Raw genomic sequence first — 22,817 nt, forward strand, 5'->3', positions numbered from 1 at the left:
TCACTCCGCCGCGACGCTATCCTTCAAGCGCGTTATCAGGGCCCGGAGCATCGCCGGCTTGACCGGCTTGTTGAGGATCGTCACATGGTCCCGCGCCGCCCTTTCGAGGACCTCCGCCGAACGGTCTGCCGTTACCAGCGAGGCCGGCAGCTCGCCGCCGAAATGGCCCCGGATGAAGCCGATCAGGTCCAGCCCGTTCTCATTGTCGAGATTGTAGTCTGCCAGCACCGCCTCGGGCATGGCGCCCTTGTCCTGGCAGTAGCGGCGAACCGCTTCCGCCGAACGAAACGCCGTGACGGTACAGCCCCAGGTCTGCAGCAGCTGCTGCATTCCCGCCAGCGAAGCTTCATTGTCGTCGATGCACATCACCCGCAGGCCGGCCAGCGCGCCCGGCTTTTGCGGCGCGGGCGCCGAAATGCTGACCGATACCGGCTGCGCTTGCGATGCCGCCATGCTCACGGCGAACCGGGAACCACGGCCGGGCGTTGAATCGACGCTGATGCCCATGTCGAGCAGGTGGGCGATACGCTCGACGATCGAGAGGCCGAGCCCCAGCCCGTCGGATTCGCGCATGCCGCCGGTCAGGCGGGTGAACTCGCGGAATATGTCGTCGAGGCGCGTCCTCGGAATGCCGATACCGGTATCATGGACATTGAGATGGAGGGTCTGGCCCCGCCTCCTCACGCCCACCAGCACCTTGCCCGAGCGGGTATATTTGATGGCGTTGGAAACGAGGTTCTGCACCAGCCGGCGCAGCAGGTTGCGATCCGTCGCCACCACGGCCGAGGTCGGCAGGATGCGCAGCTCCAGCCCCTTCTCGCGCGCGATGGGCATGAAATCGCTTTCCACCTGCCGCAGCAGGGCATCCATGCGAAACACCGAGATCACCGGCTTCAGCGCGCCGGTATCCAGCCGGGAAATGTCGAGCAGGGCGCTGATGATGGTTTCGACGGCTTCCAGCGACGAGTCGAGATTGCGCACCAGTTCCTTTTCATTGATGCTGTCGAGGCGTTCGGTCAGCGCGGACGAGTAGAGCCGCGCCGCATTGAGCGGCTGCAGCAGGTCATGGCTCGCGCCGGCCAGGAACCGCGTCTTTTCCAGATTGGCGTCTTCGGCGCGCTTCTGCGTCCTGACCAGCTGCTGGTTGGCCAGCGTGAGTTCGCCGGTCCGTTCGCGCACGCGCTGCTCCAGCGATTCATTGGTCCGGCGCAGCAATTCATCGGCATTCACCGCCTGGCTGATATCGGTGAAGGTCGTCACCAGGCCGCCGCCGGGCATGGGGTTCGAACGCACCTCGATCGTCTGCTCGGCATTGCGCATCTTGATCCGCCACGGAATGATCGGCGCGGTGCCGTCATTGGTCTGGTATTCGGCGCCAAGATCGACGAGATCGCCACGCTGGAACATTGCCCGCAATATGTGGCCGAGCGGCGTGCCCATGCGCTGCAATTCCCGCGGCAGCTCGAGGATCAACTGGAATTGCAGGTTCCAGCAACTCAGCCGGTGGCCGCTGTCGAAGACGGCGATGCCCTGGTCCATGCGGTCGAGCGCGGTCTGCAGCAGCTGCCGGTTCTGCGCCAGCGCACCGGTGGCATGGTCGAGCAGGATCTGCGCCTTGCGCTGCGACGAGGTCGTCGGACCCATTGCGAGGGCCAGAATGGTGCGGGCCGAGGGCGGGCCGACGACCTCGGAAAGCAGGTGCTCGGCGAATTGCACGGTCTTGAAGTCGGCGGGCTGATCGTCGGCCAGCGTGATCTCCTCTTGCCGGCAAAAGGTGGCAAAGGCGGAATCGGCGTGCTGCTCGCCAATATAGCGCGCCAACGTGGTCTTGAGCTGGCCGAAGAGGATATTCGGTTGCAGCATGTCGGCGGGATCGGCCACGGCAGAACCGTCGATGACGAAATGCGCCGCCTGGATGCGTTCCAGCGGCGCCGGCGAGCGCGACAGGGACCCGGCGACGAACAGGGTCGAATTGACCAGGAGGCTCCAGAACAACCCATTGGCATAGGCGCTCACCTCGGAGCCGAACAGCGCTTCGGGCCTGAGCGCCGACAGATTGAGAGGACCCGCAATCAGCAGTTCGGAGGCGGGATCGAGGAGAGAGGGCAGCACCATCGTATAGATCCAGACGGCAAAGCCGCCGCACATGCCCCACAGCGCGCCGCGCGCCGTCGCCCGGTTCCAGAAGATGCCGCCGACGAAGGCGGGCAGGAGCTGGATCAATGCCACCGCCGAGATCAGGGCGAGCGAGGCGAAGTATATATGGTCGCTGAGATAATGCTCGTAGATGAGCATGATCAGCAGGACCACGACAATGACCGCCATGCGCGTATTGCGAATGGTGCCGACGAAGTCTCCACCCTTCCGATCGGCGGCCGCCCGGCGCCAGAGCAGGGGCAGCACGATATCGTTGGAGATGGATACGGCGAGGAGCATCGAAGGCAGGAAGATCATGCTCGTCGCCGCCGCCACGCCGCCGATGAAGGCGATGATCGAAACGACATTTGCCCCCGCGGCGAGAGGCGCGGTGAAGAAATAGAAGTCGGTGAGCTCGGGGTTGTGCGAAAATGCCTGGCCGGCGATGACGATGGGCAGCACGAACAGGCCCATCACGAACAGCGAGAGCGGAACGAACCAGCGCGCCGATCGCAGGTTCTGTCCGCCGCGCTGGTCGACGAAATTCACATAGAACTGACTGGGCAGAAGGACGATCACCGCCGCGCCGATCAGGGCGAGGCCGGCAAGATTGGCGAAGGAGAAATCCTGGCCGAAACCTGCCACGATATCCGTCTGCCACAGGCGATCGGCGAACGACGCATCCGGCCAGTCGATCACCAGCAGGATGCTGATGCCGACGAGAACGAAGGCGCCGAACTTGATGAGGGTATCCATGGCGAGGACGAAGAGGAGCCCCTCATGGCGCTCGCCATAGCTTTGCGAGCGGGCGCAGTAATACACGACCCAAAGGATCAGCGCGCCGATCTCCAGGATGCCGTGGGCACGATCATGTTCGAGCGTCGGGAAAAAGGGCTGGTCCTTGAAGGCGCCGGCAAGATAATGCAGCGCGCGCACCTGCAGCGCGATATAGGGAACGAGGCCGATGGTGACGATGGCCGTGACGACGGCGGCGACGAGGAAGCTCTTGCCATAGCGCGAACCGATGAAATCCGAGATCGAGGCGATGCCCTGCTGCCGCACGACGCGCCCGACATGCGCCAGCACCGGAAAGCCGATCGTATAGGCAAGGATGATGCCGATGTAGAGGCCGATATATTCGATGCCATGCACGGCCGCATAGCTGGGCGAGCCGTAGAATATCCAGGATGTCCCGCTGCCGATAACCACCAGCAGGTAAAGAAGCTGCCGCGAGCGCCGTGTCGAAACCGGGCGTCTGTCCGCCTGCAGCGCAACCAGCGCCTGGAACAGCAGGTAAAGCTGGATGATGATGAATGCAGCCGACCCCATGGGTCACTTTCTGTCCAATATGTATCAGACTAGTAATTGTTTTGTTGCGATGAACTACTGCGGAAATGAACAGTAGAAAACCAAATCAAGCACTTAACTATCGTAAAACTTCTGCTACTCTTGCCGGCGTCTGGTAGTCCCGGCCTCAGGGTATAATAGATTTGGATTAACATACAACGTTGGAGAGCGGTATAGCATGTTACAGGAATTCAAGGAATTCGCCCTGAAGGGCAATATGGTGGATCTTGCCATCGGCGTCATCATCGGCGGTGCGTTCGGCAAGCTTGTCGAGTCCATCGTCACCGACATCATCATGCCGGTCGTCGGGCTGCTGACGAACGGCATCGATTTTTCTAATCTCTATATCCAGTTGGCCGGCGCGCCTGCCAGCAATCTGGCTGCTGCGCGCGAGGCGGGCGCCACCATCGCCTATGGTAATTTCATCACCCTGTTGATCAACTTCCTGATCGTCGCCTGGGTGCTGTTCATGGTCGTCAAGGCGATGAACCGCTTCAAGCGGCAGGAGAAGGCACCGGAACCGGAAGCAGCGCCGGCACCGACCAAGGAAGAAGCGCTTCTCACCGATATCCGCGATCTGCTGGCGAACCGCGCGGCCAAGTAGCGGACAAGTAGCTGGCAAGGGGGGGCGCCTTGTCAGGCTCTGTCAGCAGACTATCATTCGGGCTGATGGAAACATCACAAATATCCGCGTGATTAACTGGCCTGCTTGCTTTAGTGGTCCCCTGAAAAGGGGACCCGAGCATGAGTCTGATCCAGCATTTGCGACACGAGGCGGCAGCAGCGCCCGAAAGCGGCATCGTTGCCGTCATGAACCACGGCCGGCGGCAGGAGAACGTCATCCCGCTATGGGCGGGCGAGGGCGACCTGCCGACGCCGGACTTCATCCGCGACGCCGCCAATCGCGGGCTTGCGAATGGCGAGACCTTCTACACCTGGCAGGCCGGCATTCCGGAGCTGCGCCAGGCATTGTCGGATTATTACCACCGGCATTTCGCATTGCGCCTGCCGGCGGAGCATTTCTACGTTACCGGCTCGGGCATGCAGTCGATCCAGCTGGCGATCCAGGCTACGGCCGGCACGGGCGATGAGGTCATCTACCTTTCTCCGGCCTGGCCGAATTTCGCCGCCGCCGCTGCCATAGGCGGTGCCCGGCCGGTCGCCGTCACCCAGGATTTCACCGGCAATGGCTGGTCGCTCGATCCGCAGAAGATCAAGGACAAGATCACGCCGAGGACGAAGGCGCTCTTCATCAACACGCCGACGAATCCGTCCGGCTGGACCGCCGATATCGAGACGCTGAAGGAGATCCTGGCCATGGCGCGCGCCAATGGACTCTGGATCATCGCCGACGAAATCTATTCGCAGTTCTATTATGGCGGACGCCGCGCGCCCTCGTTTCTCGATGTGATGGACGCGGAAGACCGCATCATCTTCGTCAACAGCTTCTCCAAGAACTGGGCGATGACAGGCTGGCGGGTCGGCTGGCTGGTCGTGCACCCCTCGCTCGGCACGACGATCGAGAACCTCATTCAATATTCGACGTCGGGCGTGGCGCAATTCATGCAGCGCGGCGCTGTCGCGGCGCTTGATGAGGGCGATGAATTCGTGCGCATGCAGGTCGAGCGGGCGCGCCAGGCCCGCGATATCCTGTGCGCCAGGCTGATCGATACGGGCCGCGTCAGGCTGTCGCCGCCGGCTGGCGCCTTCTACCTGTTCTTCGGCATTGACGGCATCACCGATTCCTATCGCGCCGCCTTCGATATCGTCGATCAGGCCAAGGTCGGGCTTGCGCCGGGAACTGCGTTCGGCGAAGGCGGCGAGGCGTTTCTGAGATTGTGTTTTGCCCGCAGGCTCGACCAGATCGAAACCGCGGCAGACCGGCTGGCGGAGTGGATCAAGGCCCGCTGAGGGCCCGCCAGCCTCTGGTAATGGCCGCCTCCGGTGACGTCAGCCGCCGGCTTTTGATACGGCGAGCGTTACCACCCGGTCGTCGGCTTCGACCGGCGAAGTTTCTCCCGTCGAGAACGGGATGCCGAGCGCGGTCCAGACTTCCACCAGCGCATCCTTCAATTCGACGATGAGCTCGTTGCTGTGGAACGGTGTCGGCGTGATCCGCAGCCGCTCCGTCCCGCGGGGAACGGTCGGATAATTGATCGGCTGGATATAGATGCCGTGCTGCTCAAGCAGGCGGTCGCTGGCCTTCTTGCACAATTCGGGATCGCCGACATGCAGCGGCACGATATGCGTTTCAGAAGGCATGACCGGGAGATTGGCCTGGGCGAGGACCTGCTTTGTCAGCTGCGCCTGTTGCTGGTGCAGCCGGCGCTCCTCCTGCGAGGTCTTCAGATGCCGGATCGACTCGGTCGCGGCAGCGGCGATAACCGGCGGCAGCGCGGTCGTGAAGATGAAGCCCGGCGCATAGGAGCGAACGGCGTCGATCACGCTCTTCGGGCCGGCAATATAGCCGCCGAGAGTGCCGAACGCCTTGGCCAACGTGCCTTCGATGATGTCGATGCGATGCGAAAGCCCCTCGCGGTCGGTTATCCCGCCGCCGCGTTCGCCATACATGCCCACCGCATGGACCTCGTCGATATAGGTCATGGCATTGTATTTCTCGGCCAGATCGGCAATGGCCTCGATCGGGGCGATGTCGCCATCCATCGAATAGACCGATTCGAAGACGATGAGCTTGGCGCGCTCGCGACCGGCAGCTTTCAGCAGTTCCTCGAGATGGGCGAGATCATTGTGGCGGAAGATGCGCTTCTCCGCGCCCGAACGCTTGACGCCTTCGATCATCGAGGCGTGGTTGAGTTCGTCCGAAAGGATGAGGCAGTTCGGCAGCAGCCGGGCGATCGTCGAAATGGACGCCTCGTTGGAGACGAAGCCGGAGGTGAAGACCAGGCCGGCTTCCTTGCCGTGCAGATCGGCGAGCTCAAGCTCGAGCTCGACCAACGGATGGTTGGTGCCCGAAATATTGCGCGTGCCGCCGGCGCCCGAACCCATGCGGCTCGAGGCGTCATGCATCGCGGCAATCACTTTCGGGTGCTGTCCCATGCCGAGATAGTCATTGGAGCACCAGACCGTGATCTCGCGCGTGGCATCGGCCGTGCGCCAGAGCGCGCGGGGAAATCTGCCCACAATCCGTTCCAGATTGGCGAAGACCCTATAGCGCTTTTCAGCGTGCAACTGGTCGATCGCGTCTTCGAAAAACCGCCGATAGTCCATGAAATGCTCCTGTACACTTCATTTACTAGCGTTTTTGGCCGCCAAAATCCACGACCGCGGGGTGGGCAATTTGCCACGCTTCGAGGGACCCCGCCGCTACCGTCCCCTCAGGTTGATGAATGTGATATCTACAATCAATATCTGCAATTGTCGCGGATCAATCCGCAATCCCACTTTATTGAACCGGACACCATTGGCTCTACGATCGGATGCTGCAATATAGGGCGAATGGGACGCAGCAGAAGGCAATTGCGATGACGGTGCTGGTGACGGGGGGTGCTGGCTATATTGGCAGCCACATGGTTTGGGATCTGCTGGAGGCGGGGGAATCGGTCGTCGTCGTCGATACGCTCTCGACCGGGTTTAAATGGGCGGTGCCGCCGGAGGCCAAGCTCGTCATCGGCGATATTGGCGACCAGAGCCTGATGCGCCAGACCATCGAGCGCAACTATGTCGATGCGATCATCCATTTCGCCGGATCGGTGGTCGTGCCCGATTCCGTCCGCGATCCGCTCGCCTATTACGAGAACAACACCGCGAAATCCCGCACGCTCATCGACGCCGCGGTGAAGTCCGACGTCAAGAACTTCATCTTTTCCTCCACCGCCGCGGTCTATGGCGATGGCGGGCTTCTGCCGGTCAATGAAGACCATCCGACGCGGCCGGAATCGCCCTACGGCCTGTCGAAGCTGATGACGGAATGGATGCTGCGCGACACTGCCGCCGCCCACAACTTCCATTATACTGCGCTGCGCTACTTCAACGTCGCCGGCGCCGATCCCAATGGACGCACCGGTCAATCGACGCGCGGCGCGACGCATCTGATCAAGATCGCCTGCGAGACGGCGCTCGGCAAGCGCCGCTACATGGAGGTGTTCGGCAATAATTACCCGACGCCGGACGGCACCTGCGTGCGGGACTATATCCATGTGACGGACCTCGTCGCCGCCCATCGGCTGGCGCTCGAACGGCTACGCTCCGGCGGCAGCAGCATGGTCGCCAATTGCGGCTATGGCCGCGGCTATTCGGTCAAGGAAGTCATCGCCAGCGTGGAGCGCGTCCACGGCGCGCCGATCGACGCACGCCCCACCAGCCCGCGGCCGGGCGATGCGGCATCCGTGGTTGCCGACAGCAACAAGGCGCGCAATGAGCTTGGCTGGGTGCCGCAGCTCGACGATCTCGACAAGATCGTCGAATCCGCATTGAAATGGGAAGCATCGCTGCAGTTCCGCAACCAGCGATAGCGCGCCCGGGCTACCGTTTCGGCTCCTTCTTGAAGGGCAGCATCAGCCGCAGCGTCAGGAATGTGAACAGCGAGATGATGATGGCGACATCATAGCTTGCAAGCCCGGCCGAGATGCCGATGGCCCCGGTCGCCCATATGCTGGCGGCCGTGGCGGTGCCGCGCACCGAATCCTTCAATTGCAGGATCGCCCCGCCGCCGATGAAGCCGACACCGGTGATCAGGCCTTCGACGATGCGCGCCATCGCCTCGGGATTGTCGGTCGTCAAATGCTCCGTTCCCTGGATGACGCCGCAGCTGGCCAGCGCCACCAGCGGAAATGTGCGCACGCCGGCGCTGCGCTCTTCCGCCTCGCGCTCGACGCCGATCGGCACCGCCAGCGCATAGGCGATGAAGAGGGCGATGATATGCGGCACGACCGGTAGCGAATTGAGGTATTCGAACGTCTCCACCAATGCAAAATCCCCCGTTGAACAAAATCAGTCGGTAAACGTTTGTTAACTGCAGGACGTTCCCGTTGCGGTGGGAGGCGCTTTGCCGGGATGTTGTGTAATACTAAGGCCTGCGGCGCAGCGACACATTGCGTTAAGGGCCAATAACGTAGGAAAGATACCAACCTTCTTCGTAGAGAATGGGTTAAACGACAAAATAAAGTTGGAGTCTAATCGATGGACGGTAATAACCGGACCTACGAAAAACAGCTATCCCAAATTGTGCGACGACAAATCTCGCAATCCTGTTATCGCTCGGCGATACGCGCGGCAGGAATATACAAGGTGGAAGAAACAGTACCGGAAAGCATTCTCGATCAATTGAAACGTTTGGACGAAGCAGAGCAGAAACGGCGTATGGGTTAGTTCGAGTTCGAGTTACTTGCAGTATTCAACAAAAAGCGGGCCAGCGGCCCGCTTTTGTTTTTTACGGTCAGGCCGCAAGGGCGAAATCATTGGTTCGTGCCACTGCCTCGGCGATAGCCCTGGCCTCCGCTTCCGGGCCCATCGCCACGCCTTCGATGCGGACGAATTCGATATCGGTCATGCCGAGGAAACCCAGTACCGTTCGAAGATAGGGCGTCGCCTGGTCGAAGGCCACCGCTGGACCGTCCGAATAGACGCCGCCGGAGGCCAGCACCACATAGACCTTCTTGCCGGTCACCAGCCCCTTGGCGCCATCGGCACCATAGCTGAACGTGCGCCCCGCGCGGGCGATATGGTCGATCCAGGTCTTCAGGTTCGACGAGATGCCGAAATTGATGAAGCCGGTGGAGATGACGATCGTATCGGCGGCGAAGAGCTCGTCCACCAATGCGTCGGAGCGGGCGACGACTGCCTGCTGCGCCGGGGTGCGCGCTTCTGCCGGGGTATAGATGCCGCTGGCGAAGTCGGCGTCGATATGGGGCAGGGGATCGCTGGCAAGGTCGCGCGTGACGAGCTCGCTGTTAGGCAGGCCGGCCTGCAGGCGCCGGGCGAAATCCCGGGCGATGCGCGTCGAATGCGATGCGTCGCCGCGCGGGCTGGAAGTTACGAGAAGTATCGAGGACATGATGTCATCCTTTGGCGTTGAAACTGATGACGCTAATCTGGGCCTCGACATCGATCTAAAAAACTGGGAAAATATCTATGTAATCCATCGAATAAATAGATGAGTCGCGCCATGCAGCCAAACCCCACCCTCGACCAGTTGAACGTCTTCGCCGCGATTGCGGATGCCGGCAGTTTCTCTGCCGCGGCACGCCGGCTCAATCGCTCCCAATCGGTGATCAGCTATGCCATCGCCAATCTGGAAGCGCAGCTCGAGCTCAAGCTTTTCGAGCGGTCGGGAACGCGCGAGCCGCGGCTGACCGAGGCTGGCCGGGCGCTGCTGGAAGATGCGCGGCGCATGGCGCTTGCCTTGCAGAACCTCCGCTCGCGCGTGCAGGGCCTGAAGGAGGGCATCGAAGCCAATATCGCCGTCGCCGTCGACGTCAATATCCCGACGCCCGTGCTCGCCAGCGTGTTGCGGACATTCGAGACGCGGTTTCCGACGGTCGGCCTGCGCCTTCATGTCGGTGCGCTCGGCACCATCTGGGACCTTGCTCTCAAGCGCCAGGTGGATTTCGCTGTCGGCGGCCCGCCGGTCACGCCCTTTGACGAACTGGTGACGGTGCGCCTTGGCCAGACGAGCATGCTTCCTGTCGCGGCGCCGGATCATCCGCTGGCGCTCTATCCCGGGCGGGTGCCGCTATCGGTCATGCGCGAACATGTGCAACTGGTGGTGACGGATCTGAGCGAACAGACCAAGGGTATGGACTTCGGCGTCTATGCCTATCGTATCTGGCGGCTTACCGATGTCGCGACGAAGCGGGAGTTGATGCTGGCCGGGCTCGGCTGGGGCGGCCTGCCGAAATGGATGGTGCGCGACGACATGGCTGCCGGCCGTCTCGTGCCGCTCGATCTGGAGCCCTATCCGGAAACCGCCTATTCGATCTTTGCGCTGCATCTGGTCGATCGCCCGCTCGGCCCAGCCTCCGGCTGGCTGGTCGATGCCTTCCGCAGTGAACTCGATACGTTCGAATAGGGATGATTGCGGTTCAAATGCAGTGCCAGGCTTTAGAATTGTTTCTCGATGCCTGCCTGCCCCAATACGGCATTTGCCGTGTGCCGAGACAGGCAGCTCCGGTCTACCGTGAAGTTCTTATCCGAGACGGGGCTGTGCCAGATTTCGTGGTCTCCCTTGCCGTTCCGCACAAAGTGGCAGCCACGCGCTTTCAGGATGGCGATGAGTTCACGATAGAAGCCTTTCGGCATCTAATGTGCTGCTGTACGAGCCAGGGTGAAGGATGAGGACACGCAGATGTCCAGCAGTTCGTCGGCGCCCGTGCCTGCAGGCAGATTGTCTTCAATCAATTCCGGAGCGACAGCCATGACCCGCTGCACGAGCTCGTCGATCGTGGCGGCTTCGGAAACGAGGCCCGGGATGTCGTCGCTCGTCGCCACCCAGACACCGGCCTCGTCATCCCGTTCGATCGTGACGTGATAGTGCTTCATCGCTCGAAAATAGGGCGTTGCGCCTGGAAACACAATAAGGGTGCCGTCTTCCTCGCGCTTCATTCCGCGTCGGCGATGCGGATGGGTCGCGTCCCGATCGGCGCGCCCGTACCGCGATCGATGGTCAGCGGATCGATCTCCGTTCCCGTCTCGGCGTCGTAGAACCGCGTGATCTTGCCGTCGCCGCGGTGCTTGCGGCCCCATGCGCCGATGGCGAACAGCACGGGCAGGAAATCGCGGCCGGCTTCGGTCAGCACATATTCATCCCTTGGCGGACGGGTGGAATAGCGCCGCTTCTCCAATATTCCCTCGCCCGTGAGGGCTGCGAGCCGCGCGGTCAACATGGTCGGGGCGATGCCGAGGCTGCGGCGGAATTCATCGAAGCGGGTCAGGCCCGCATGGGCGTCGCGCATGATGAGCATGCTCCAGGCATCCCCTATGAGGGCGAGGCTGCGTGCGATGGGACAGGGCAGGTCGGAAAGTTTTTTCATGTTAGTATCTTTTTGATAGTGACTTACTACTAAAATAATAGTAACTGATTGCTCATCGATATTCCACGACAAAATGAAGGTTCAGGAAAATGAGCAACAAAGACAACCGTGTCGCCATCGTGACGGGCGCTTCCTCAGGCATCGGGCTGGTCACCGCACAGGCGCTGCGGCGCGATGGTTACCGCGTCTTCGGCACCAGCCGGAAGCCGGCGGCCAATGGTCCGGATGGAGTCACGATGCTGGTCTGTGACGTGACGGATGATGCGTCTGTCCAGGCGCTGGTCGACGAGGTTTTGAGCCGCACCGGGCAGATCGACCTCCTCGTCAACAATGCCGGGATCGGGCTGCTCGGCGGCGCGGAAGAATCCTCGGCCGCCCAGGCACGGGCCGTATTCGATGTGAACGTCTTCGGCGTCCTGCGCGTCACCAATGCGGTGCTGCCGGTGATGCGGCGCCTGCGCAGCGGCCGTATCGTCAACGTAAGTTCCATACTCGGGCTCATTCCCGCGCCGTATAATGCGCTTTATTCATCGACCAAGCACGCGCTGGAGGGCTATTCGGAATCGCTCGACCATGAGGTCCGCACGCAAGGCATCCGTGTCGTGCTCGTCGAGCCGGGCGGCATCCGCACCTCCTTCGAGGAGAACCTTACCCGGCCCGATCGGCCGCTTGCCGTCTATGATGCCGTCCGTGCCGCCGCCGAGCAGCGGATGCGCGATGTTATCGAGGAAGGCGAGGCGCCGGAGATCGTGGCCGCCACGGTGGTACGGGCAGCCAATGCGGCATCGCCCAAAAGGCGCTACACTGCCGGAAAGGTAGCGCGGCAGGTTCGTTTCATGCGCCGCTTCCTGCCCGAATCCTTCGTCGACAAGAATTTGCGTAAATTCAGCAAGCTCACCGACTGAACCAGTTATTTCCGGCCTCGCGCGAAAGTTGGCTATCATGAAAGCATTTCTCATCGACCGCTACGCCAAGGGCGGTGCGCTGCGCCTCGCCGAGGTCCCCGAACCGGAGCTGCGCGACAATGATGTGATGGTGGAGATCCATGCCGCCAGCGTGAATGTTCTCGATGCCAAGATCAGGGACGGAGAATTCAAGTTCATCCTGCCCTATCGGCTTCCGCTGATCCTCGGCAATGATGTCGCCGGAACTGTCGTCCGGGTGGGCCGCAACGTGCGGCGGTTCAAGGCCGGCGACGCGGTCTATGCGCGTCCGGCGCAGGATCGAATCGGGACATTCGCGCAATATATCGCCATCGACGCGGCGGATGTGGCGCCGAAGCCTGCAAACCTCACCATGGAAGAGGCGGCGTCCATCCCTCTCGTTGCGCTCACCGCATGGCAGGTGCTGGTCGAGCGCGCCCGTCTGGAGAAGGGGCAGAAGATACTGATCCATGCCGGCTCGGGCGGTGTCGGCACCATCGCCATCCAGCTTGCAAGGCACCTTGGCGCCCATGTGGCGACGACCACGAGCACCGGCAATATCGAGCTCGTCCGAAGTCTCGGCGCGGACGTCGTCATCGACTACAGGAATGAGAAATTCGAGGAGGTGCTCGAGGGCTATGACGTCGTTCTCAACAGCCTCGGCAAGGACACGCTGGAGAAATCCCTTGAGGTGCTGAAGCCCGGCGGGAAGCTGATTTCGATCTCGGGCCCGCCCGATCCGGATTTCGCCCGGCAGAACGGCTCCGGCTGGCCGTTGCGCCAGATCATGCGCCTGATGAGCTTCGGCATCAGAAGCAAGGCTCGGCGCCGCGGCGTCGATTATTCATTTCTGTTCATGACGGCGAATGGCGACCAGCTTGCAAGGATCGGCGCGCTGATCGAGGCCGGCGCCATCCGCCCGGTGATCGATCGCGTCTTCCCCTTCGCACAGACCAATGAAGCACTGGCCCATGTCGAAACGGGCCGCGCGAAAGGCAAGGTCGTCATTGCGATGAAATGACGGACGGGTGGAAATATCAACGAGATGGGATGGTGCTGCGAGAGAGGATTGAACTCTCGACCTCTCCATTACCAATGGAGTGCTCTACCACTGAGCTACCGCAGCCGATTTGCGAACGCGGCGGACTTCTGCCATATCATTGATGAAATCGCAAGCAAGCAATCGTATTCTCTTTGTAATTTATCTGGCCGGCTGGAATATGAGCCGGCATGTGGGTCGTCCGATTTGCATGAGTCTGAGGAAATGTCGTCGTCAAAGAAGCCAAATACCGAGCAGGAAAACCGTGAAAAGCGCCGTTCCGAGCAGTTGCGCGCCAATCTGGCGCGGCGCAAGCAGCAGACGCGTTCACGTCGCGCCGGGGCGCCGGATGAGCGCGACGAGGGTCTGAAGGCGGCGACTGGGACTGAAGAACGTTCATCCACCGGTGAATCATGATCGGCCTTACTCCGGTCATAAAGCCTTTCTTGAACCATTTTGCGCGATGGTTTACATCAACCGCCTTCTCAAGGGGCTTAACGACAGGACGGGTCTTCCCGCGAAAGTGACAAATTATGGATCGCATCAAGATTGTTGGCGGTAACAAGCTCAATGGCGTCATTCCGATTTCGGGCGCCAAGAACGCGGCATTGCCGTTGATGATCGCATCGCTGCTGACGGACGACACGCTGACGCTCGAAAACGTGCCGCACCTCGCCGATGTGGAACAGCTGATCCGTATCCTCGGCAATCACGGCGTGGATTATTCGGTCAATGGCCGGCGCGAACGCCAGGACGGCGCCTATTCCCGCACCATTCATTTCACCGCCCGCAACATCGTCGACACGATGGCGCCCTACGAGCTCGTTTCGAAGATGCGCGCCAGCTTCTGGGTCATCGGGCCGCTCCTCGCCCGCATGGGCACGGCGACGGTGTCGCTGCCGGGCGGCTGCGCCATCGGGACGCGGCCGGTCGATCTCTTCATCGAGGGCCTTGCCGCGCTCGGCGCGGAGATCGAGATCGAGAACGGCTATGTGAAGGCCAGCGCCAAGGGCGGCCTTGTCGGAACGCGCTTCACCTTCCCGAAAGTCTCCGTCGGCGCCACCCATGTCATGCTGATGGCCGCGACGCTGGCCAAGGGCGAGACGATCATCGAAAACGCCGCGCAGGAGCCGGAAGTCGTCAATCTCGCCGATTGCCTCAATGCCATGGGCGCGAAGATCACCGGCGCCGGCACCGACACCATCACCATCGAGGGCGTGACGAGCCTTTCCGGCGCGCGCGTTCGCGTCATTCCGGACCGTATCGAGACCGGCACCTATGCCATGGCGGTGGCGATGACCGGCGGCGACGTCATCCTTGAAGGGGCCGACGCCAATCTCCTCAAGTCGGCACTGACGACGCTCGGCCAGGCGGGCGCGGAAATATCGGAAACCAATTCCGGCCTCCGCATCGTGCGCAACGGCCATGGGATCATGCCGGTCGATGTGACGACGCAGCCATTTCCAGGCTTCCCCACCGACCTGCAGGCGCAGTTCATGGGCCTCATGACGAAAGCCAAGGGCACGTCGCAGATCACCGAGACGATTTTCGAGAACCGCTTCATGCACGTGCAGGAACTGGCGCGGCTCGGCGCGAAGATTTCGCTCTCCGGCCAGACAGCGACGATCGAAGGCGTCGAGCGCCTGCGTGGCGCGCCGGTCATGGCGACCGATCTGCGCGCCTCGGTGTCGCTCGTCATCGCCGGCCTCGCCGCCGAAGGCGAGACCACCGTCAACCGCGTCTACCACCTCGACCGGGGCTTCGAGCGCCTCGAGGAAAAGCTGACGCGTTGCGGCGCCGTGGTCGAACGCATCAGCGACTGACCGCATCCGGCAAGGCCCTGCATGCCCTGCGGCTGCCGTGTGGAAAACAACCCGCGGCAGCTTTGAATATTGCCGATGGATAATTCCAATTCCGCACGGTTTACTCTAACAGGTAGGTACCGAACAGAGCCATTACCTGCGAATGAGGCAAGAACATATGAGCATGCTCAAACTGATTGCGCTGGATGAGGAAGATCTCCAGATCGTTTCGGCGCATCTGCAGGATGCCGTCCTCAAGGTCGGTGATATCGACTTTCTGGCGACGGAAGCAAAGCTCGTGCTCGGGGTAAACCGTTTCGTCTGGGAGCTTGCGGCCGATGGCAAGCGGCATCGCAGTTTCGAGCGCCGCCGCACCGCCGTCTATTTCAGCCGCGCCACCAATCTGCGCGCCACCGGGATAGACCGCCAGTTCAAGGATGACGTCCTGTCGATCCTCGCCATCCGCTTCACTGCCACCGATGCGCCGTCCGGGACGATCGAGATCGTCTTTGCGGCCAACAAGGCGCTCCGCTTCGAGGTGGAGGCGATCGAGGTCCAGCTTACCGATCTTGGCCCCGCATGGGAAACCCAGGCGAAACCCGATCACGAACTTTAGGCGATGGACCGGCATCGGGCGATGATCCGGGCGAATGGACAGCGGCAGGCGGCAGGAGTAGCGGTGTGGTAGTTGTGCTTAGACAGTCGGAAGCCGATTTCGAGGCGCGGTTTGCTGCTTTCCTCGCAACGAAGCGCGAGGTGTCGGAAGATGTCGATCTCGCCGTGGCGGAGATCATCAGGCGGGTGCGCAACGAGGGCGATGCCGCTCTCATCGACTATTCGCTGAAGTTCGACCGGATAGACCTTGCCGAACATGGTATCGCCATTACCAGCGCGCAGATCGACGATGCCATTGCCGCCGCGCCGGCTGCGACGGTCGAGGCGCTGACGCTGGCGCGTGACCGCATCCATTCCCATCATGCGCGCCAATTGCCGAAGGACGATCATTATACCGATGCGCTCGGCGTCGAGCTCGGCTCGCGCTGGACGGCGATCGAATCCGTCGGCCTCTATGTTCCGGGCGGAACCGCGAGCTATCCGAGTTCGGTATTGATGAATGCCGTTCCCGCCAGGGTGGCCGGCGTCGAGCGCATCGTCATGGTGGTGCCGTCGCCGGGTGGAGTGCTGAACCCGCTGGTGCTCGTCGCGGCGCGGCTCGCCGGCGTTTCGGAGATCTACCGCGTCGGCGGCGCCCAGGCCATCGCAGCGCTTGCCTATGGCACCGGCACCATAGCGCCGGTGGCGAAGATCGTCGGCCCGGGAAATGCCTATGTCGCCGCAGCCAAGCGCCGGGTGTTCGGTACGGTTGGCATCGACATGATCGCCGGCCCGTCCGAAGTCCTCGTCATTGCCGATGCGGACAATGATCCGGACTGGATCGCCGCCGATCTCATGGCGCAGGCCGAACACGACACGGCGGCGCAATCGATATTGATCACGGACGACGCCGCCTTCGCCGAGGCCGTCATGGCAGCCGTCGAGCGCCAGTTGCGAACCTTGCCGCGCGTCGAAACCGCATCGGCAAGCTGGCGCGATTTCGGCGCGGTCATCCTCGTCGACGATCTCGCCGCCGCGGTGCCGCTCGCCAACCGCATCGCCGCCGAACATCTGGAAATCGCCACCGCTGATCCCGAGCGGCTGCTCGCCGGCATACGCAATGCCGGGGCAATATTCCTTGGCCGCTATACGCCCGAAGTCATCGGCGATTATGTCGGCGGCTCCAACCATGTGCTGCCGACGGCGCGCTCCGCACGATTCTCCTCCGGTCTTTCCGTGCTTGACTATGTCAAGCGAACGTCCATCCTGAAGCTGGGAGTGGAGCAGCTGCGGGCTCTCGGCCCCGCCGCCATCGAGCTGGCCCGCGCGGAGGGTCTCGATGCGCATGGCAGGTCGGTGGCAATCAGGCTGAATTCGCAAGGGCGAGAATGACGGCAAGCGATGCAAGATTGGTGGACGTGGAACTGGACGATACGATTGGCCGTTCGACGCCCGATGTCGAGCATGAACGCGCTGTCGCCATATTCGACCTGATCGAGGAAAATTCGTTCCGTCCGGTGGGCGACGAGGGAGCCGGCCCCTACCACCTGAAGATCTCGCTCGCCGAATCCCGCCTCATCTTCGCCATCTCGCGCGATGGCGGCGAGGATGTCGTCACGCATATACTTTCGCTTACGCCGCTCAGAAAGGTCATCAAGGACTATTTCCTTATCTGCGAGAGCTATTACGAAGCCATCCGGTCGTCGAGCCCGAGCAAGATCGAGGCCATCGACATGGGTCGCCGCGGCCTGCACAATGAAGGCTCGCAGGCCCTGATGGACAGGCTCGGCGGCAAGATCGAGGTCGATTTCGACACCGCCCGCCGCCTCTTCACCCTTGTATGTGTGCTGCATTGGCGGGGCTAGGGGCAGTGCCGCAGCCGGAGCAGGCACCGGACGACCACGCCGAAGACGCCAAACCGGCGGTGCCGGGCGCCGTACTGTTCATATGCGGCATGAATTCGATTCGCTCGCCCATCGCCGAGGCACTGGCGCGCAGGATATTGCCCTCCCGCACCTATATCGCCTCCGCCGGTGTGGAGAAGGGCGAGGCTGATCCGTTCGTCGATGCCGTGCTCGAGGAGATCGGCCTGCAACGGACATCGGCCCTGCCGCGCACCTTCAAGGAGCTCGAGGACGATTATTTCGACCTGATCGTTACATTGTCGCCCAAGGCACACCATATGGCACTGGAACTGACGCGGACGTCATCCGTGCAGGTCGAGTATTGGCCGACGCCCGATCCGACGCTGGTGAGGGGCCGCCGCGATCAGATATTGCAGGCATATCGCGACGTTCGCGATCATTTGCTGCATCACATCGAGGAGCGCTTCGCGCCGCGCGGCTGAGCCGGCCCCTGCGACTATCCGCAGCCTTTGGGCGGCCTGTGCGATTGATCCAACTCGGTTGTTCACAAATGACGCGCAATACTATAGGTTCCGCGCAAAATTCCGGTCCGAAGACCGCAATTCACTTATCTGGAGATAAAATAACGCATGGCGAAAGAAGAAGTACTGGAGTTTCCCGGTCTGGTAACGGAGCTGCTGCCCAACGCGATGTTCCGCGTGAAGCTTGAAAACGATCATGAAATCATTGCGCATACCGCAGGCCGCATGCGCAAGAATCGCATTCGCGTCCTGGCCGGCGACAAGGTCCTCGTCGAAATGACCCCCTACGACCTGACCAAGGGTCGCATCACCTACCGTTTCAAATAATCCTCCGCACCCGGCCTCAGGACATCCTGGATGAGCGATCAGCAGAAACTTGTTTTGGCATCGGGCTCGCCGCGCCGCCTGGCGCTCCTGGGCCAGATCGGCATAGAACCTGATCGTCTCGCACCGGCCGACGTGGACGAGACCCCGCTGCGCGCCGAGCATCCGCGCTCGCTCGCACGGCGCCTGTCGCGCCTGAAGGCAGAGAAGGTGGCCGGCGAGATGCGCGATACCACCGGCACATTCATCATTGCCGCCGATACCGTGGTGGCCGTCGGCAGGCGCGTCCTGCCCAAAGCGGAGATACTCGACGATGCCACGGCCTGCCTGAGGCTGCTGTCGGGGCGCTCGCACCGCGTCTATACCGGGCTCTGCCTCGTTACGCCTTCCGGCAAGCTACGCCAGGACCTCGTCGAAACCCGCGTGCGCTTCAAACGGCTGTCGCGCGAGGAGATGGAGAGCTATCTCGCGTCCGGCGAGTGGCGCGGCAAGGCGGGAGGCTACGCCATCCAGGGCCTCGCCGGCGGCTTCGTCGTCAAGCTGGTAGGCTCCTATTCCAACGTGGTCGGCCTGCCGCTCCATGAAACCGCGAGCCTGCTTCACGGCGAAGGCTACCCTGTCTATTCCAATTGGCAGTCTTCCGCCCATTGAGGACGAGACATTGACCGAAGAAAACAAAACCTCAGCCAAAGTGACCCCCTTGCGCCCGCCACGCCCGTGCCCGGAGTGCAAGCGGCCGTCGCAGCGCGAGCATTATCCATTCTGCTCGGCCCGGTGCCGCGACATCGATCTCAACCGTTGGCTGAGCGGGGCCTATGTCCTGCCCGCGGTGGAGAGCGCCGACGACAGTAATGAGGATGATGAGGGCTGAAGCAGCCCCGGGTTCCGGTGCTGGCCTTCACCCTCTTTTCACTTCGAGGCGCTAATGTTCGCAGCATGAAGATCGCGATAATCGGCACCGGCTTCGTGGCCGACTACTATATGACCACGCTTGCCAATCACCCGCAGCTCGAACTCTGCGGGGTCCATGACCGCGATCAGGCGCGGCTCGCGCAATTCTGCGCCCATTACGGCACGCGCGCCTATCCCGATTTCCAGTCGATGCTTGCCGATGGCGATGTGGCGATCATCGTCAATCTCACGACGCCGGAGAGCCATTACGCCCTGTCGCGGCAGGCGCTGGCGGCGGGCAAGCACGTCTATTGCGAAAAGCCGCTGGCGATGCGCTACGAGGAAGCCGCGGAGCTTGTGGCGCTTGCCGAAGCGGCCGGTCTCACCCTGGCAACGGCGCCGGCCAATGCGTTGAGCGCGGCCCACCGGCTCGTCGCTGACAAGATCGGGCAGGGAGCCGTCGGACAGGCGCGGCTGGTCTATGCCCAGATGGAGGATGGGCCGGTTTTCCGCGCGCCATGGCAGGAATGGCGTTCCGTATCCGGGGCGCGCTGGCCGGGCCTGCATGAATTCGAGATCGGCTGCACGCTGGAGCATGCCGGCTATGCGCTGTCGTGGCTCGTCGCTCTGTTCGGCCCCGTCGACAGCGTAACGGCCTTCTCCGCGCTGACATTCCCGGACAAGGGGCCTGGCACCGGATCGATCGAGCCCGGCCCGGATTTTTCGGTGGGTGCGCTGCGATTCCGGTCGGGCGTCGTGGCAAGGCTCACAAACGGGCTCGCCGCGCCGCGCGACAGGTCGATGACCATACTTGGAGATGCCGGCACGCTGACCGTCGGCGACCTCTGGGATCATAGCTCGCCGGTCTATCTGGAAAGCGCCCATGGCGGTCGCAGCCTTGCCACGAAGCTTGCCGAACGGCTGGAGGCGAAACTTGGCAGGTTCATCCATTCGAAGCCGCTTCCCGGCCGAAAGATACGCTATGGGCGCGATGCCAGGCGCCTGCGCCTGCCGAATTATCCGTCGCGCATCGATTTTGCCGGCGGAATTGCCGCCATGGCCGATGCGATCGAAGCTGGCACGCGCTGTTTCGCATCGGGCGATGTCGCCTTGCATATCACCGAACTGGCGCTTGCCTTGAACAATGCGGCATCGCTGCCGCAGCCCTACAGGCTGCAGAGCAGCTTCGAGCCCGCTAAAGCCGGATGATCTTCTGCGATGCCGGCTGCGACAGGACGAGGTTCAGCGCCCGCAGGACATTGACGCTGTCGCCGATGGGCATCGCCGCCGTTGCGGTCTCGCCGCGCTGGATGGCGCGCATGGCGGCTTCCGCCTCGAATTGCAGGCCATTGCCCTCGAACGGATATTCCTCCGTGCTGCGGCCGGGTATCGGAAGGCGATCCAGCATTTTGCCGAAGAGGCCGGGCGGACCCGACAATGGGCCGAAGGGAGCCCGGCATGCGAGCCCTTGATAGAGGGTCAGGCGCTGCGCCTTGAGGAACGGATTGTCGAGCCTCAGCGCGCCTTCGCTCCCCTCGATCACGAGATGATTGGCGCCATCCCTGTCGAAGCCGCAGGAAAGCTCCGCTGTCGCATGATCATAATGCAGCGTGATTTCGGAACTCATGTCCACGCCATTGGGCGCCGCATGCCACAGGCCCGAGACCTTCTGCGGCTGCCCGAGAAAATACATGGCCAGCGAGACGCAATAGACGCCAAGGTCGAGGGTCGCGCCGCCGCCCAATGAGCGGCTGAACAGGCGGTCCTGCGGGTCGAATTCGTGCCTGTAGGCGAGTTCCGCCGTCAGTCTTCGCACGGTCCCTATGGCGCCCGCATCGAGCTTCGCCTTGGCTGCGATCACCGCCGGCAGGAAACGCGTCCACATCGCCTCCATGGCGAAGACATTGGCACGCGCCGCTTCACGCTGGATAACGGCTGCCTCGGCATGGGATGGGGCGAGGGGCTTTTCCACAAGCACCGGCTTGCCGGAGCGCACCGCCTTCAGCGACTGCGCCACGTGAAGCGAGTTCGGCGTCGCGATATAGACGGCATCGATGGCCGGGTCGGCCAGGAAAGCATCGAGATCGGCATAGGGCCGCAGGCTGAGGAAATTCTTGGCGAAGCGCGTCGCATTCGCCTGCGTGCGGGAATAATTTGCCACAAGTTCCGCGCCCTCGACGCTGGCAAGATCCGATGCGAATTGCCCCGCCACCCTGCCACTGCCGATGATTCCCCAGCCAAATGGCTTCGGCGTGGCCACCCTCTCCCCCATTTCATCCATAGATTGCGAATCCCGTCCTTAGCTGCATCAACAAACGCATCTATCCTTGCCCTTTGCAAGAGGCAGAAAAACGGCGAAAAATTCGTGAGTTGATGCTGGACAGGACGATTTTTAGTGTTATAACCCACGCGCTTCCGACGGAAACCAACACGTCGATCGACAGGCCGCGAATGCGGGCCGGGAGTGCCCAGATAGCTCAGTTGGTAGAGCAGCGGATTGAAAATCCGCGTGTCCGTGGTTCGAATCCGCGTCTGGGCACCACTTCATCTTTTCAGCTCACAATCATGGTCTGCGGCGGTGCCGTCTCAGCCTAATGTCGTATTGCATAGCGCTACAGCTGACTGTTTATCAGGCTCGCACCATTCTGTGACGCCAGCCAATTGCATACACTGCGGCCGGCGGCGCGGAAACCCTATCGACCTCTTGCAGGACTGTAGCCCATAGGATACGTATTGCATATGCTGGAAGTCAGGCAGACGGAGGCGTTTTCCATATGGTTCGCAAAGCTCAAAGATCTGAATGCGCGGTCGAGGATACTCACTCGCCTGCGTCGACTCGAGCTCGGGAATCCTGGAGACGCCAAGGCCGTTGGTAACGGAATAAGGGAACTTCGAGTGAATTGTGGCCCGGGATATCGGGTATATTATGTAAACAGAGGCAACACGATTGTCATTCTGCTGTGCGGCGGGGACAAGTCCACGCAGGTGGAAGACATAAAGTCCGCAAAAGCGCTGGCTGCCGATTTGTAGGAATCACTTTCATGACGACAGAAACCACAAAATGGGACGTCACGGCGCATCTCGACAATGAGGAAGCAATATTTGGCTACGTGAACGCGGCTTTCGAAGACGGTGATCCCGCTCTCATTGCTGCTGCCATTGGAGATGTTGCCCGCGCGAGAGGCATGACCAGAATAGCTCGCGACGCGGGAGTTTCCCGAGAGAGCCTTTACCGCGCGCTCAGCGATGGCGGCAATCCTGAATTCGCCACGGTGCTGAAGGTTCTCCATGCGCTTGGTATGCGGCTCAAGGCAGAGCCATCGCATGAAACGCTGGCGGAAGCACGCCGAAGCGCCTGATCGGTCCCGTAACCAGGCACTTCTTCAT

The 22,817-nt window shown here is 61.8% G+C and carries 27 protein-coding genes and 2 tRNA genes; 20 read left to right on the top strand and 9 right to left on the bottom strand.

Annotation, left to right across the window (positions count from 1 at the left end):
• Positions 1-3,465, bottom strand: a complete 3,465-nt coding sequence (locus OSJ75_RS12390) for a sodium:solute symporter family transporter (RefSeq protein WP_267228290.1) — start codon at positions 3,463-3,465, stop codon at positions 1-3.
• A 196-nt stretch (positions 3,466-3,661) separates the two neighbouring features.
• On the opposite strand from OSJ75_RS12390, the gene mscL reads away from it, so the two are divergent.
• Positions 3,662-4,087, top strand: coding sequence for a large conductance mechanosensitive channel protein MscL (gene mscL / locus OSJ75_RS12395; protein ID WP_250015355.1), 426 nt, complete (start codon positions 3,662-3,664; stop codon positions 4,085-4,087).
• 140 nt (positions 4,088-4,227) lie between these two features.
• Entirely contained in the window at positions 4,228-5,394 is a 1,167-nt protein-coding gene (locus tag OSJ75_RS12400; RefSeq protein WP_267228292.1) for a pyridoxal phosphate-dependent aminotransferase, read from the top strand.
• A gap of 39 nt (positions 5,395-5,433) precedes the next feature.
• Here the strand turns inward: OSJ75_RS12400 and hemA are convergent, their stop codons facing one another.
• Positions 5,434-6,711, bottom strand: a complete 1,278-nt coding sequence (gene hemA, locus OSJ75_RS12405; protein ID WP_250015350.1) for a 5-aminolevulinate synthase — start codon at positions 6,709-6,711, stop codon at positions 5,434-5,436.
• 254 nt (positions 6,712-6,965) lie between these two features.
• On the opposite strand from hemA, the gene galE reads away from it, so the two are divergent.
• Entirely contained in the window at positions 6,966-7,955 is a 990-nt protein-coding gene (gene galE, locus OSJ75_RS12410; RefSeq protein ID WP_250015349.1) for a UDP-glucose 4-epimerase GalE, read from the top strand.
• Between the two features lie 10 nt (positions 7,956-7,965).
• Here galE and OSJ75_RS12415 read toward each other — a convergent pair whose 3' ends face one another.
• A complete protein-coding gene (locus OSJ75_RS12415; protein ID WP_250015348.1) occupies positions 7,966-8,409 on the bottom strand; it encodes an MgtC/SapB family protein in 444 nt (147 codons plus the stop codon).
• 213 nt (positions 8,410-8,622) lie between these two features.
• On the opposite strand from OSJ75_RS12415, the gene OSJ75_RS12420 reads away from it, so the two are divergent.
• Positions 8,623-8,811 (top strand): hypothetical protein, encoded by a 189-nt coding sequence (locus OSJ75_RS12420; RefSeq protein WP_250015347.1) that lies wholly within the window; start codon positions 8,623-8,625, stop codon positions 8,809-8,811.
• Positions 8,812-8,878: 67 nt separating this feature from the next.
• Here the strand turns inward: OSJ75_RS12420 and OSJ75_RS12425 are convergent, their stop codons facing one another.
• Complete coding sequence (locus tag OSJ75_RS12425; protein ID WP_267228293.1) at positions 8,879-9,496, bottom strand: FMN-dependent NADH-azoreductase; 618 nt, start codon at positions 9,494-9,496, stop codon at positions 8,879-8,881.
• A gap of 111 nt (positions 9,497-9,607) precedes the next feature.
• On the opposite strand from OSJ75_RS12425, the gene OSJ75_RS12430 reads away from it, so the two are divergent.
• Positions 9,608-10,510, top strand: a complete 903-nt coding sequence (locus OSJ75_RS12430) for a LysR family transcriptional regulator (RefSeq protein ID WP_267228294.1) — start codon at positions 9,608-9,610, stop codon at positions 10,508-10,510.
• Between the two features lie 32 nt (positions 10,511-10,542).
• Here OSJ75_RS12430 and OSJ75_RS12435 read toward each other — a convergent pair whose 3' ends face one another.
• Genes OSJ75_RS12435 through OSJ75_RS12445 form a run of 3 tightly spaced genes read right to left on the bottom strand, consistent with a single transcriptional unit; the run spans position 10,543 to position 11,471 of the window.
• Positions 10,543-10,740: a type II toxin-antitoxin system HicA family toxin gene (locus OSJ75_RS12435; RefSeq protein WP_267228296.1), complete on the bottom strand. Its 198-nt coding sequence runs from the start codon at positions 10,738-10,740 to the stop codon at positions 10,543-10,545.
• The gene (locus tag OSJ75_RS12440; RefSeq protein ID WP_267228297.1) at positions 10,741-11,043 is read right to left on the bottom strand and encodes a DUF1902 domain-containing protein; all 303 of its coding nucleotides are present in this window, start codon (positions 11,041-11,043) and stop codon (positions 10,741-10,743) included.
• The gene (locus tag OSJ75_RS12445) at positions 11,040-11,471 is read right to left on the bottom strand and encodes a winged helix-turn-helix transcriptional regulator (protein ID WP_267228298.1); all 432 of its coding nucleotides are present in this window, start codon (positions 11,469-11,471) and stop codon (positions 11,040-11,042) included. The genes OSJ75_RS12440 and OSJ75_RS12445 overlap by 4 nt, the downstream gene beginning before the upstream one ends.
• A gap of 89 nt (positions 11,472-11,560) precedes the next feature.
• Here OSJ75_RS12445 and OSJ75_RS12450 point away from each other — a divergent pair, with 89 nt between their 5' ends.
• The gene (locus OSJ75_RS12450; protein WP_267228299.1) at positions 11,561-12,376 is read left to right on the top strand and encodes an oxidoreductase; all 816 of its coding nucleotides are present in this window, start codon (positions 11,561-11,563) and stop codon (positions 12,374-12,376) included.
• A 37-nt stretch (positions 12,377-12,413) separates the two neighbouring features.
• Positions 12,414-13,415 (top strand): NADP-dependent oxidoreductase, encoded by a 1,002-nt coding sequence (locus tag OSJ75_RS12455; RefSeq protein WP_267228300.1) that lies wholly within the window; start codon positions 12,414-12,416, stop codon positions 13,413-13,415.
• A gap of 30 nt (positions 13,416-13,445) precedes the next feature.
• Here the strand turns inward: OSJ75_RS12455 and OSJ75_RS12460 are convergent.
• Positions 13,446-13,520 (bottom strand) — tRNA-Thr (locus tag OSJ75_RS12460).
• A gap of 138 nt (positions 13,521-13,658) precedes the next feature.
• On the opposite strand from OSJ75_RS12460, the gene OSJ75_RS12465 reads away from it, so the two are divergent.
• From OSJ75_RS12465 to OSJ75_RS12510, 10 genes are all read left to right on the top strand, one after another.
• Positions 13,659-13,850 (top strand): hypothetical protein, encoded by a 192-nt coding sequence (locus OSJ75_RS12465; protein ID WP_267228301.1) that lies wholly within the window; start codon positions 13,659-13,661, stop codon positions 13,848-13,850.
• Between the two features lie 116 nt (positions 13,851-13,966).
• On the top strand, positions 13,967-15,256 hold the full coding sequence (murA, locus tag OSJ75_RS12470; RefSeq protein WP_250015336.1) for a UDP-N-acetylglucosamine 1-carboxyvinyltransferase: 1,290 nt from the start codon (positions 13,967-13,969) through the stop codon (positions 15,254-15,256).
• Positions 15,257-15,413: 157 nt separating this feature from the next.
• Positions 15,414-15,851 (top strand): DUF2948 family protein, encoded by a 438-nt coding sequence (locus tag OSJ75_RS12475; protein WP_267228302.1) that lies wholly within the window; start codon positions 15,414-15,416, stop codon positions 15,849-15,851.
• A gap of 65 nt (positions 15,852-15,916) precedes the next feature.
• A complete protein-coding gene (gene hisD, locus OSJ75_RS12480; RefSeq protein ID WP_267228303.1) occupies positions 15,917-17,221 on the top strand; it encodes a histidinol dehydrogenase in 1,305 nt (434 codons plus the stop codon).
• A complete protein-coding gene (locus OSJ75_RS12485; protein ID WP_267228304.1) occupies positions 17,218-17,694 on the top strand; it encodes a UPF0262 family protein in 477 nt (158 codons plus the stop codon). Before hisD ends, OSJ75_RS12485 begins: the two co-directional genes overlap by 4 nt.
• Positions 17,670-18,176, top strand: coding sequence for a low molecular weight phosphatase family protein (locus tag OSJ75_RS12490; protein WP_267228305.1), 507 nt, complete (start codon positions 17,670-17,672; stop codon positions 18,174-18,176). The genes OSJ75_RS12485 and OSJ75_RS12490 overlap by 25 nt, the downstream gene beginning before the upstream one ends.
• 147 nt (positions 18,177-18,323) lie before the next feature.
• A complete protein-coding gene (infA, locus tag OSJ75_RS12495; protein ID WP_008122731.1) occupies positions 18,324-18,542 on the top strand; it encodes a translation initiation factor IF-1 in 219 nt (72 codons plus the stop codon).
• 30 nt (positions 18,543-18,572) lie between these two features.
• Positions 18,573-19,190, top strand: coding sequence for a Maf-like protein (locus tag OSJ75_RS12500; RefSeq protein ID WP_250015326.1), 618 nt, complete (start codon positions 18,573-18,575; stop codon positions 19,188-19,190).
• Positions 19,191-19,200: 10 nt separating this feature from the next.
• On the top strand, positions 19,201-19,410 hold the full coding sequence (gene yacG, locus OSJ75_RS12505; RefSeq protein ID WP_250015324.1) for a DNA gyrase inhibitor YacG: 210 nt from the start codon (positions 19,201-19,203) through the stop codon (positions 19,408-19,410).
• 65 nt (positions 19,411-19,475) lie between these two features.
• Positions 19,476-20,639 (top strand): Gfo/Idh/MocA family protein, encoded by a 1,164-nt coding sequence (locus tag OSJ75_RS12510; protein WP_267228306.1) that lies wholly within the window; start codon positions 19,476-19,478, stop codon positions 20,637-20,639.
• Here the strand turns inward: OSJ75_RS12510 and OSJ75_RS12515 are convergent.
• On the bottom strand, positions 20,626-21,711 hold the full coding sequence (locus tag OSJ75_RS12515) for a Gfo/Idh/MocA family protein (protein ID WP_267228307.1): 1,086 nt from the start codon (positions 21,709-21,711) through the stop codon (positions 20,626-20,628). The two genes, OSJ75_RS12510 and OSJ75_RS12515, sit on opposite strands and share 14 nt — an antisense overlap.
• 185 nt (positions 21,712-21,896) lie before the next feature.
• Between OSJ75_RS12515 and OSJ75_RS12520 the strand changes: the two genes are divergently transcribed.
• From OSJ75_RS12520 to OSJ75_RS12530, 3 genes are all read left to right on the top strand, one after another.
• A tRNA-Phe gene (locus tag OSJ75_RS12520) sits at positions 21,897-21,972 on the top strand.
• Positions 21,973-22,169: 197 nt separating this feature from the next.
• Positions 22,170-22,460 carry a type II toxin-antitoxin system RelE/ParE family toxin gene (locus OSJ75_RS12525; RefSeq protein WP_267228308.1) on the top strand — a complete coding sequence of 97 codons (291 nt, stop codon included), beginning with the start codon at positions 22,170-22,172 and terminating at the stop codon, positions 22,458-22,460.
• Positions 22,461-22,471: 11 nt separating this feature from the next.
• Entirely contained in the window at positions 22,472-22,789 is a 318-nt protein-coding gene (locus OSJ75_RS12530) for an addiction module antidote protein (protein WP_267228309.1), read from the top strand.
• Positions 22,790-22,817 lie beyond the last annotated feature (28 nt).

The sequence above is a fragment of the Phyllobacterium sp. 0TCS1.6A genome (assembly GCF_026420825.1).
Classification (GTDB): Bacteria; Pseudomonadota; Alphaproteobacteria; order Rhizobiales; family Rhizobiaceae; genus Phyllobacterium.

What these genes read in the sequence shown, in the direction of transcription:
- OSJ75_RS12490 (WP_267228305.1), top strand. Translation starts at nt 17,670, where the DNA reads ATGTGTGCTGCATTGGCGGGGCTAGGGGCAGTGCCGCAGCCGGAGCAG.
- OSJ75_RS12425 (WP_267228293.1), bottom strand. Translation starts at nt 9,496, where the DNA reads ATGTCCTCGATACTTCTCGTAACTTCCAGCCCGCGCGGCGACGCATCG.
- OSJ75_RS12400 (WP_267228292.1), top strand. Translation starts at nt 4,228, where the DNA reads ATGAGTCTGATCCAGCATTTGCGACACGAGGCGGCAGCAGCGCCCGAA.
- OSJ75_RS12430 (WP_267228294.1), top strand. Translation starts at nt 9,608, where the DNA reads ATGCAGCCAAACCCCACCCTCGACCAGTTGAACGTCTTCGCCGCGATT.
- galE (WP_250015349.1), top strand. Translation starts at nt 6,966, where the DNA reads ATGACGGTGCTGGTGACGGGGGGTGCTGGCTATATTGGCAGCCACATG.
- OSJ75_RS12420 (WP_250015347.1), top strand. Translation starts at nt 8,623, where the DNA reads ATGGACGGTAATAACCGGACCTACGAAAAACAGCTATCCCAAATTGTG.
- hemA (WP_250015350.1), bottom strand. Translation starts at nt 6,711, where the DNA reads ATGGACTATCGGCGGTTTTTCGAAGACGCGATCGACCAGTTGCACGCT.
- OSJ75_RS12530 (WP_267228309.1), top strand. Translation starts at nt 22,472, where the DNA reads ATGACGACAGAAACCACAAAATGGGACGTCACGGCGCATCTCGACAAT.
- OSJ75_RS12510 (WP_267228306.1), top strand. Translation starts at nt 19,476, where the DNA reads ATGAAGATCGCGATAATCGGCACCGGCTTCGTGGCCGACTACTATATG.
- OSJ75_RS12390 (WP_267228290.1), bottom strand. Translation starts at nt 3,465, where the DNA reads ATGGGGTCGGCTGCATTCATCATCATCCAGCTTTACCTGCTGTTCCAG.
- OSJ75_RS12525 (WP_267228308.1), top strand. Translation starts at nt 22,170, where the DNA reads ATGCTGGAAGTCAGGCAGACGGAGGCGTTTTCCATATGGTTCGCAAAG.
- OSJ75_RS12435 (WP_267228296.1), bottom strand. Translation starts at nt 10,740, where the DNA reads ATGCCGAAAGGCTTCTATCGTGAACTCATCGCCATCCTGAAAGCGCGT.
- OSJ75_RS12455 (WP_267228300.1), top strand. Translation starts at nt 12,414, where the DNA reads ATGAAAGCATTTCTCATCGACCGCTACGCCAAGGGCGGTGCGCTGCGC.
- OSJ75_RS12450 (WP_267228299.1), top strand. Translation starts at nt 11,561, where the DNA reads ATGAGCAACAAAGACAACCGTGTCGCCATCGTGACGGGCGCTTCCTCA.
- OSJ75_RS12475 (WP_267228302.1), top strand. Translation starts at nt 15,414, where the DNA reads ATGAGCATGCTCAAACTGATTGCGCTGGATGAGGAAGATCTCCAGATC.
- infA (WP_008122731.1), top strand. Translation starts at nt 18,324, where the DNA reads ATGGCGAAAGAAGAAGTACTGGAGTTTCCCGGTCTGGTAACGGAGCTG.
- murA (WP_250015336.1), top strand. Translation starts at nt 13,967, where the DNA reads ATGGATCGCATCAAGATTGTTGGCGGTAACAAGCTCAATGGCGTCATT.
- OSJ75_RS12485 (WP_267228304.1), top strand. Translation starts at nt 17,218, where the DNA reads ATGACGGCAAGCGATGCAAGATTGGTGGACGTGGAACTGGACGATACG.
- OSJ75_RS12445 (WP_267228298.1), bottom strand. Translation starts at nt 11,471, where the DNA reads ATGAAAAAACTTTCCGACCTGCCCTGTCCCATCGCACGCAGCCTCGCC.
- OSJ75_RS12500 (WP_250015326.1), top strand. Translation starts at nt 18,573, where the DNA reads ATGAGCGATCAGCAGAAACTTGTTTTGGCATCGGGCTCGCCGCGCCGC.
- OSJ75_RS12465 (WP_267228301.1), top strand. Translation starts at nt 13,659, where the DNA reads ATGTCGTCGTCAAAGAAGCCAAATACCGAGCAGGAAAACCGTGAAAAG.
- OSJ75_RS12515 (WP_267228307.1), bottom strand. Translation starts at nt 21,711, where the DNA reads ATGGATGAAATGGGGGAGAGGGTGGCCACGCCGAAGCCATTTGGCTGG.
- OSJ75_RS12440 (WP_267228297.1), bottom strand. Translation starts at nt 11,043, where the DNA reads ATGAAGCGCGAGGAAGACGGCACCCTTATTGTGTTTCCAGGCGCAACG.
- mscL (WP_250015355.1), top strand. Translation starts at nt 3,662, where the DNA reads ATGTTACAGGAATTCAAGGAATTCGCCCTGAAGGGCAATATGGTGGAT.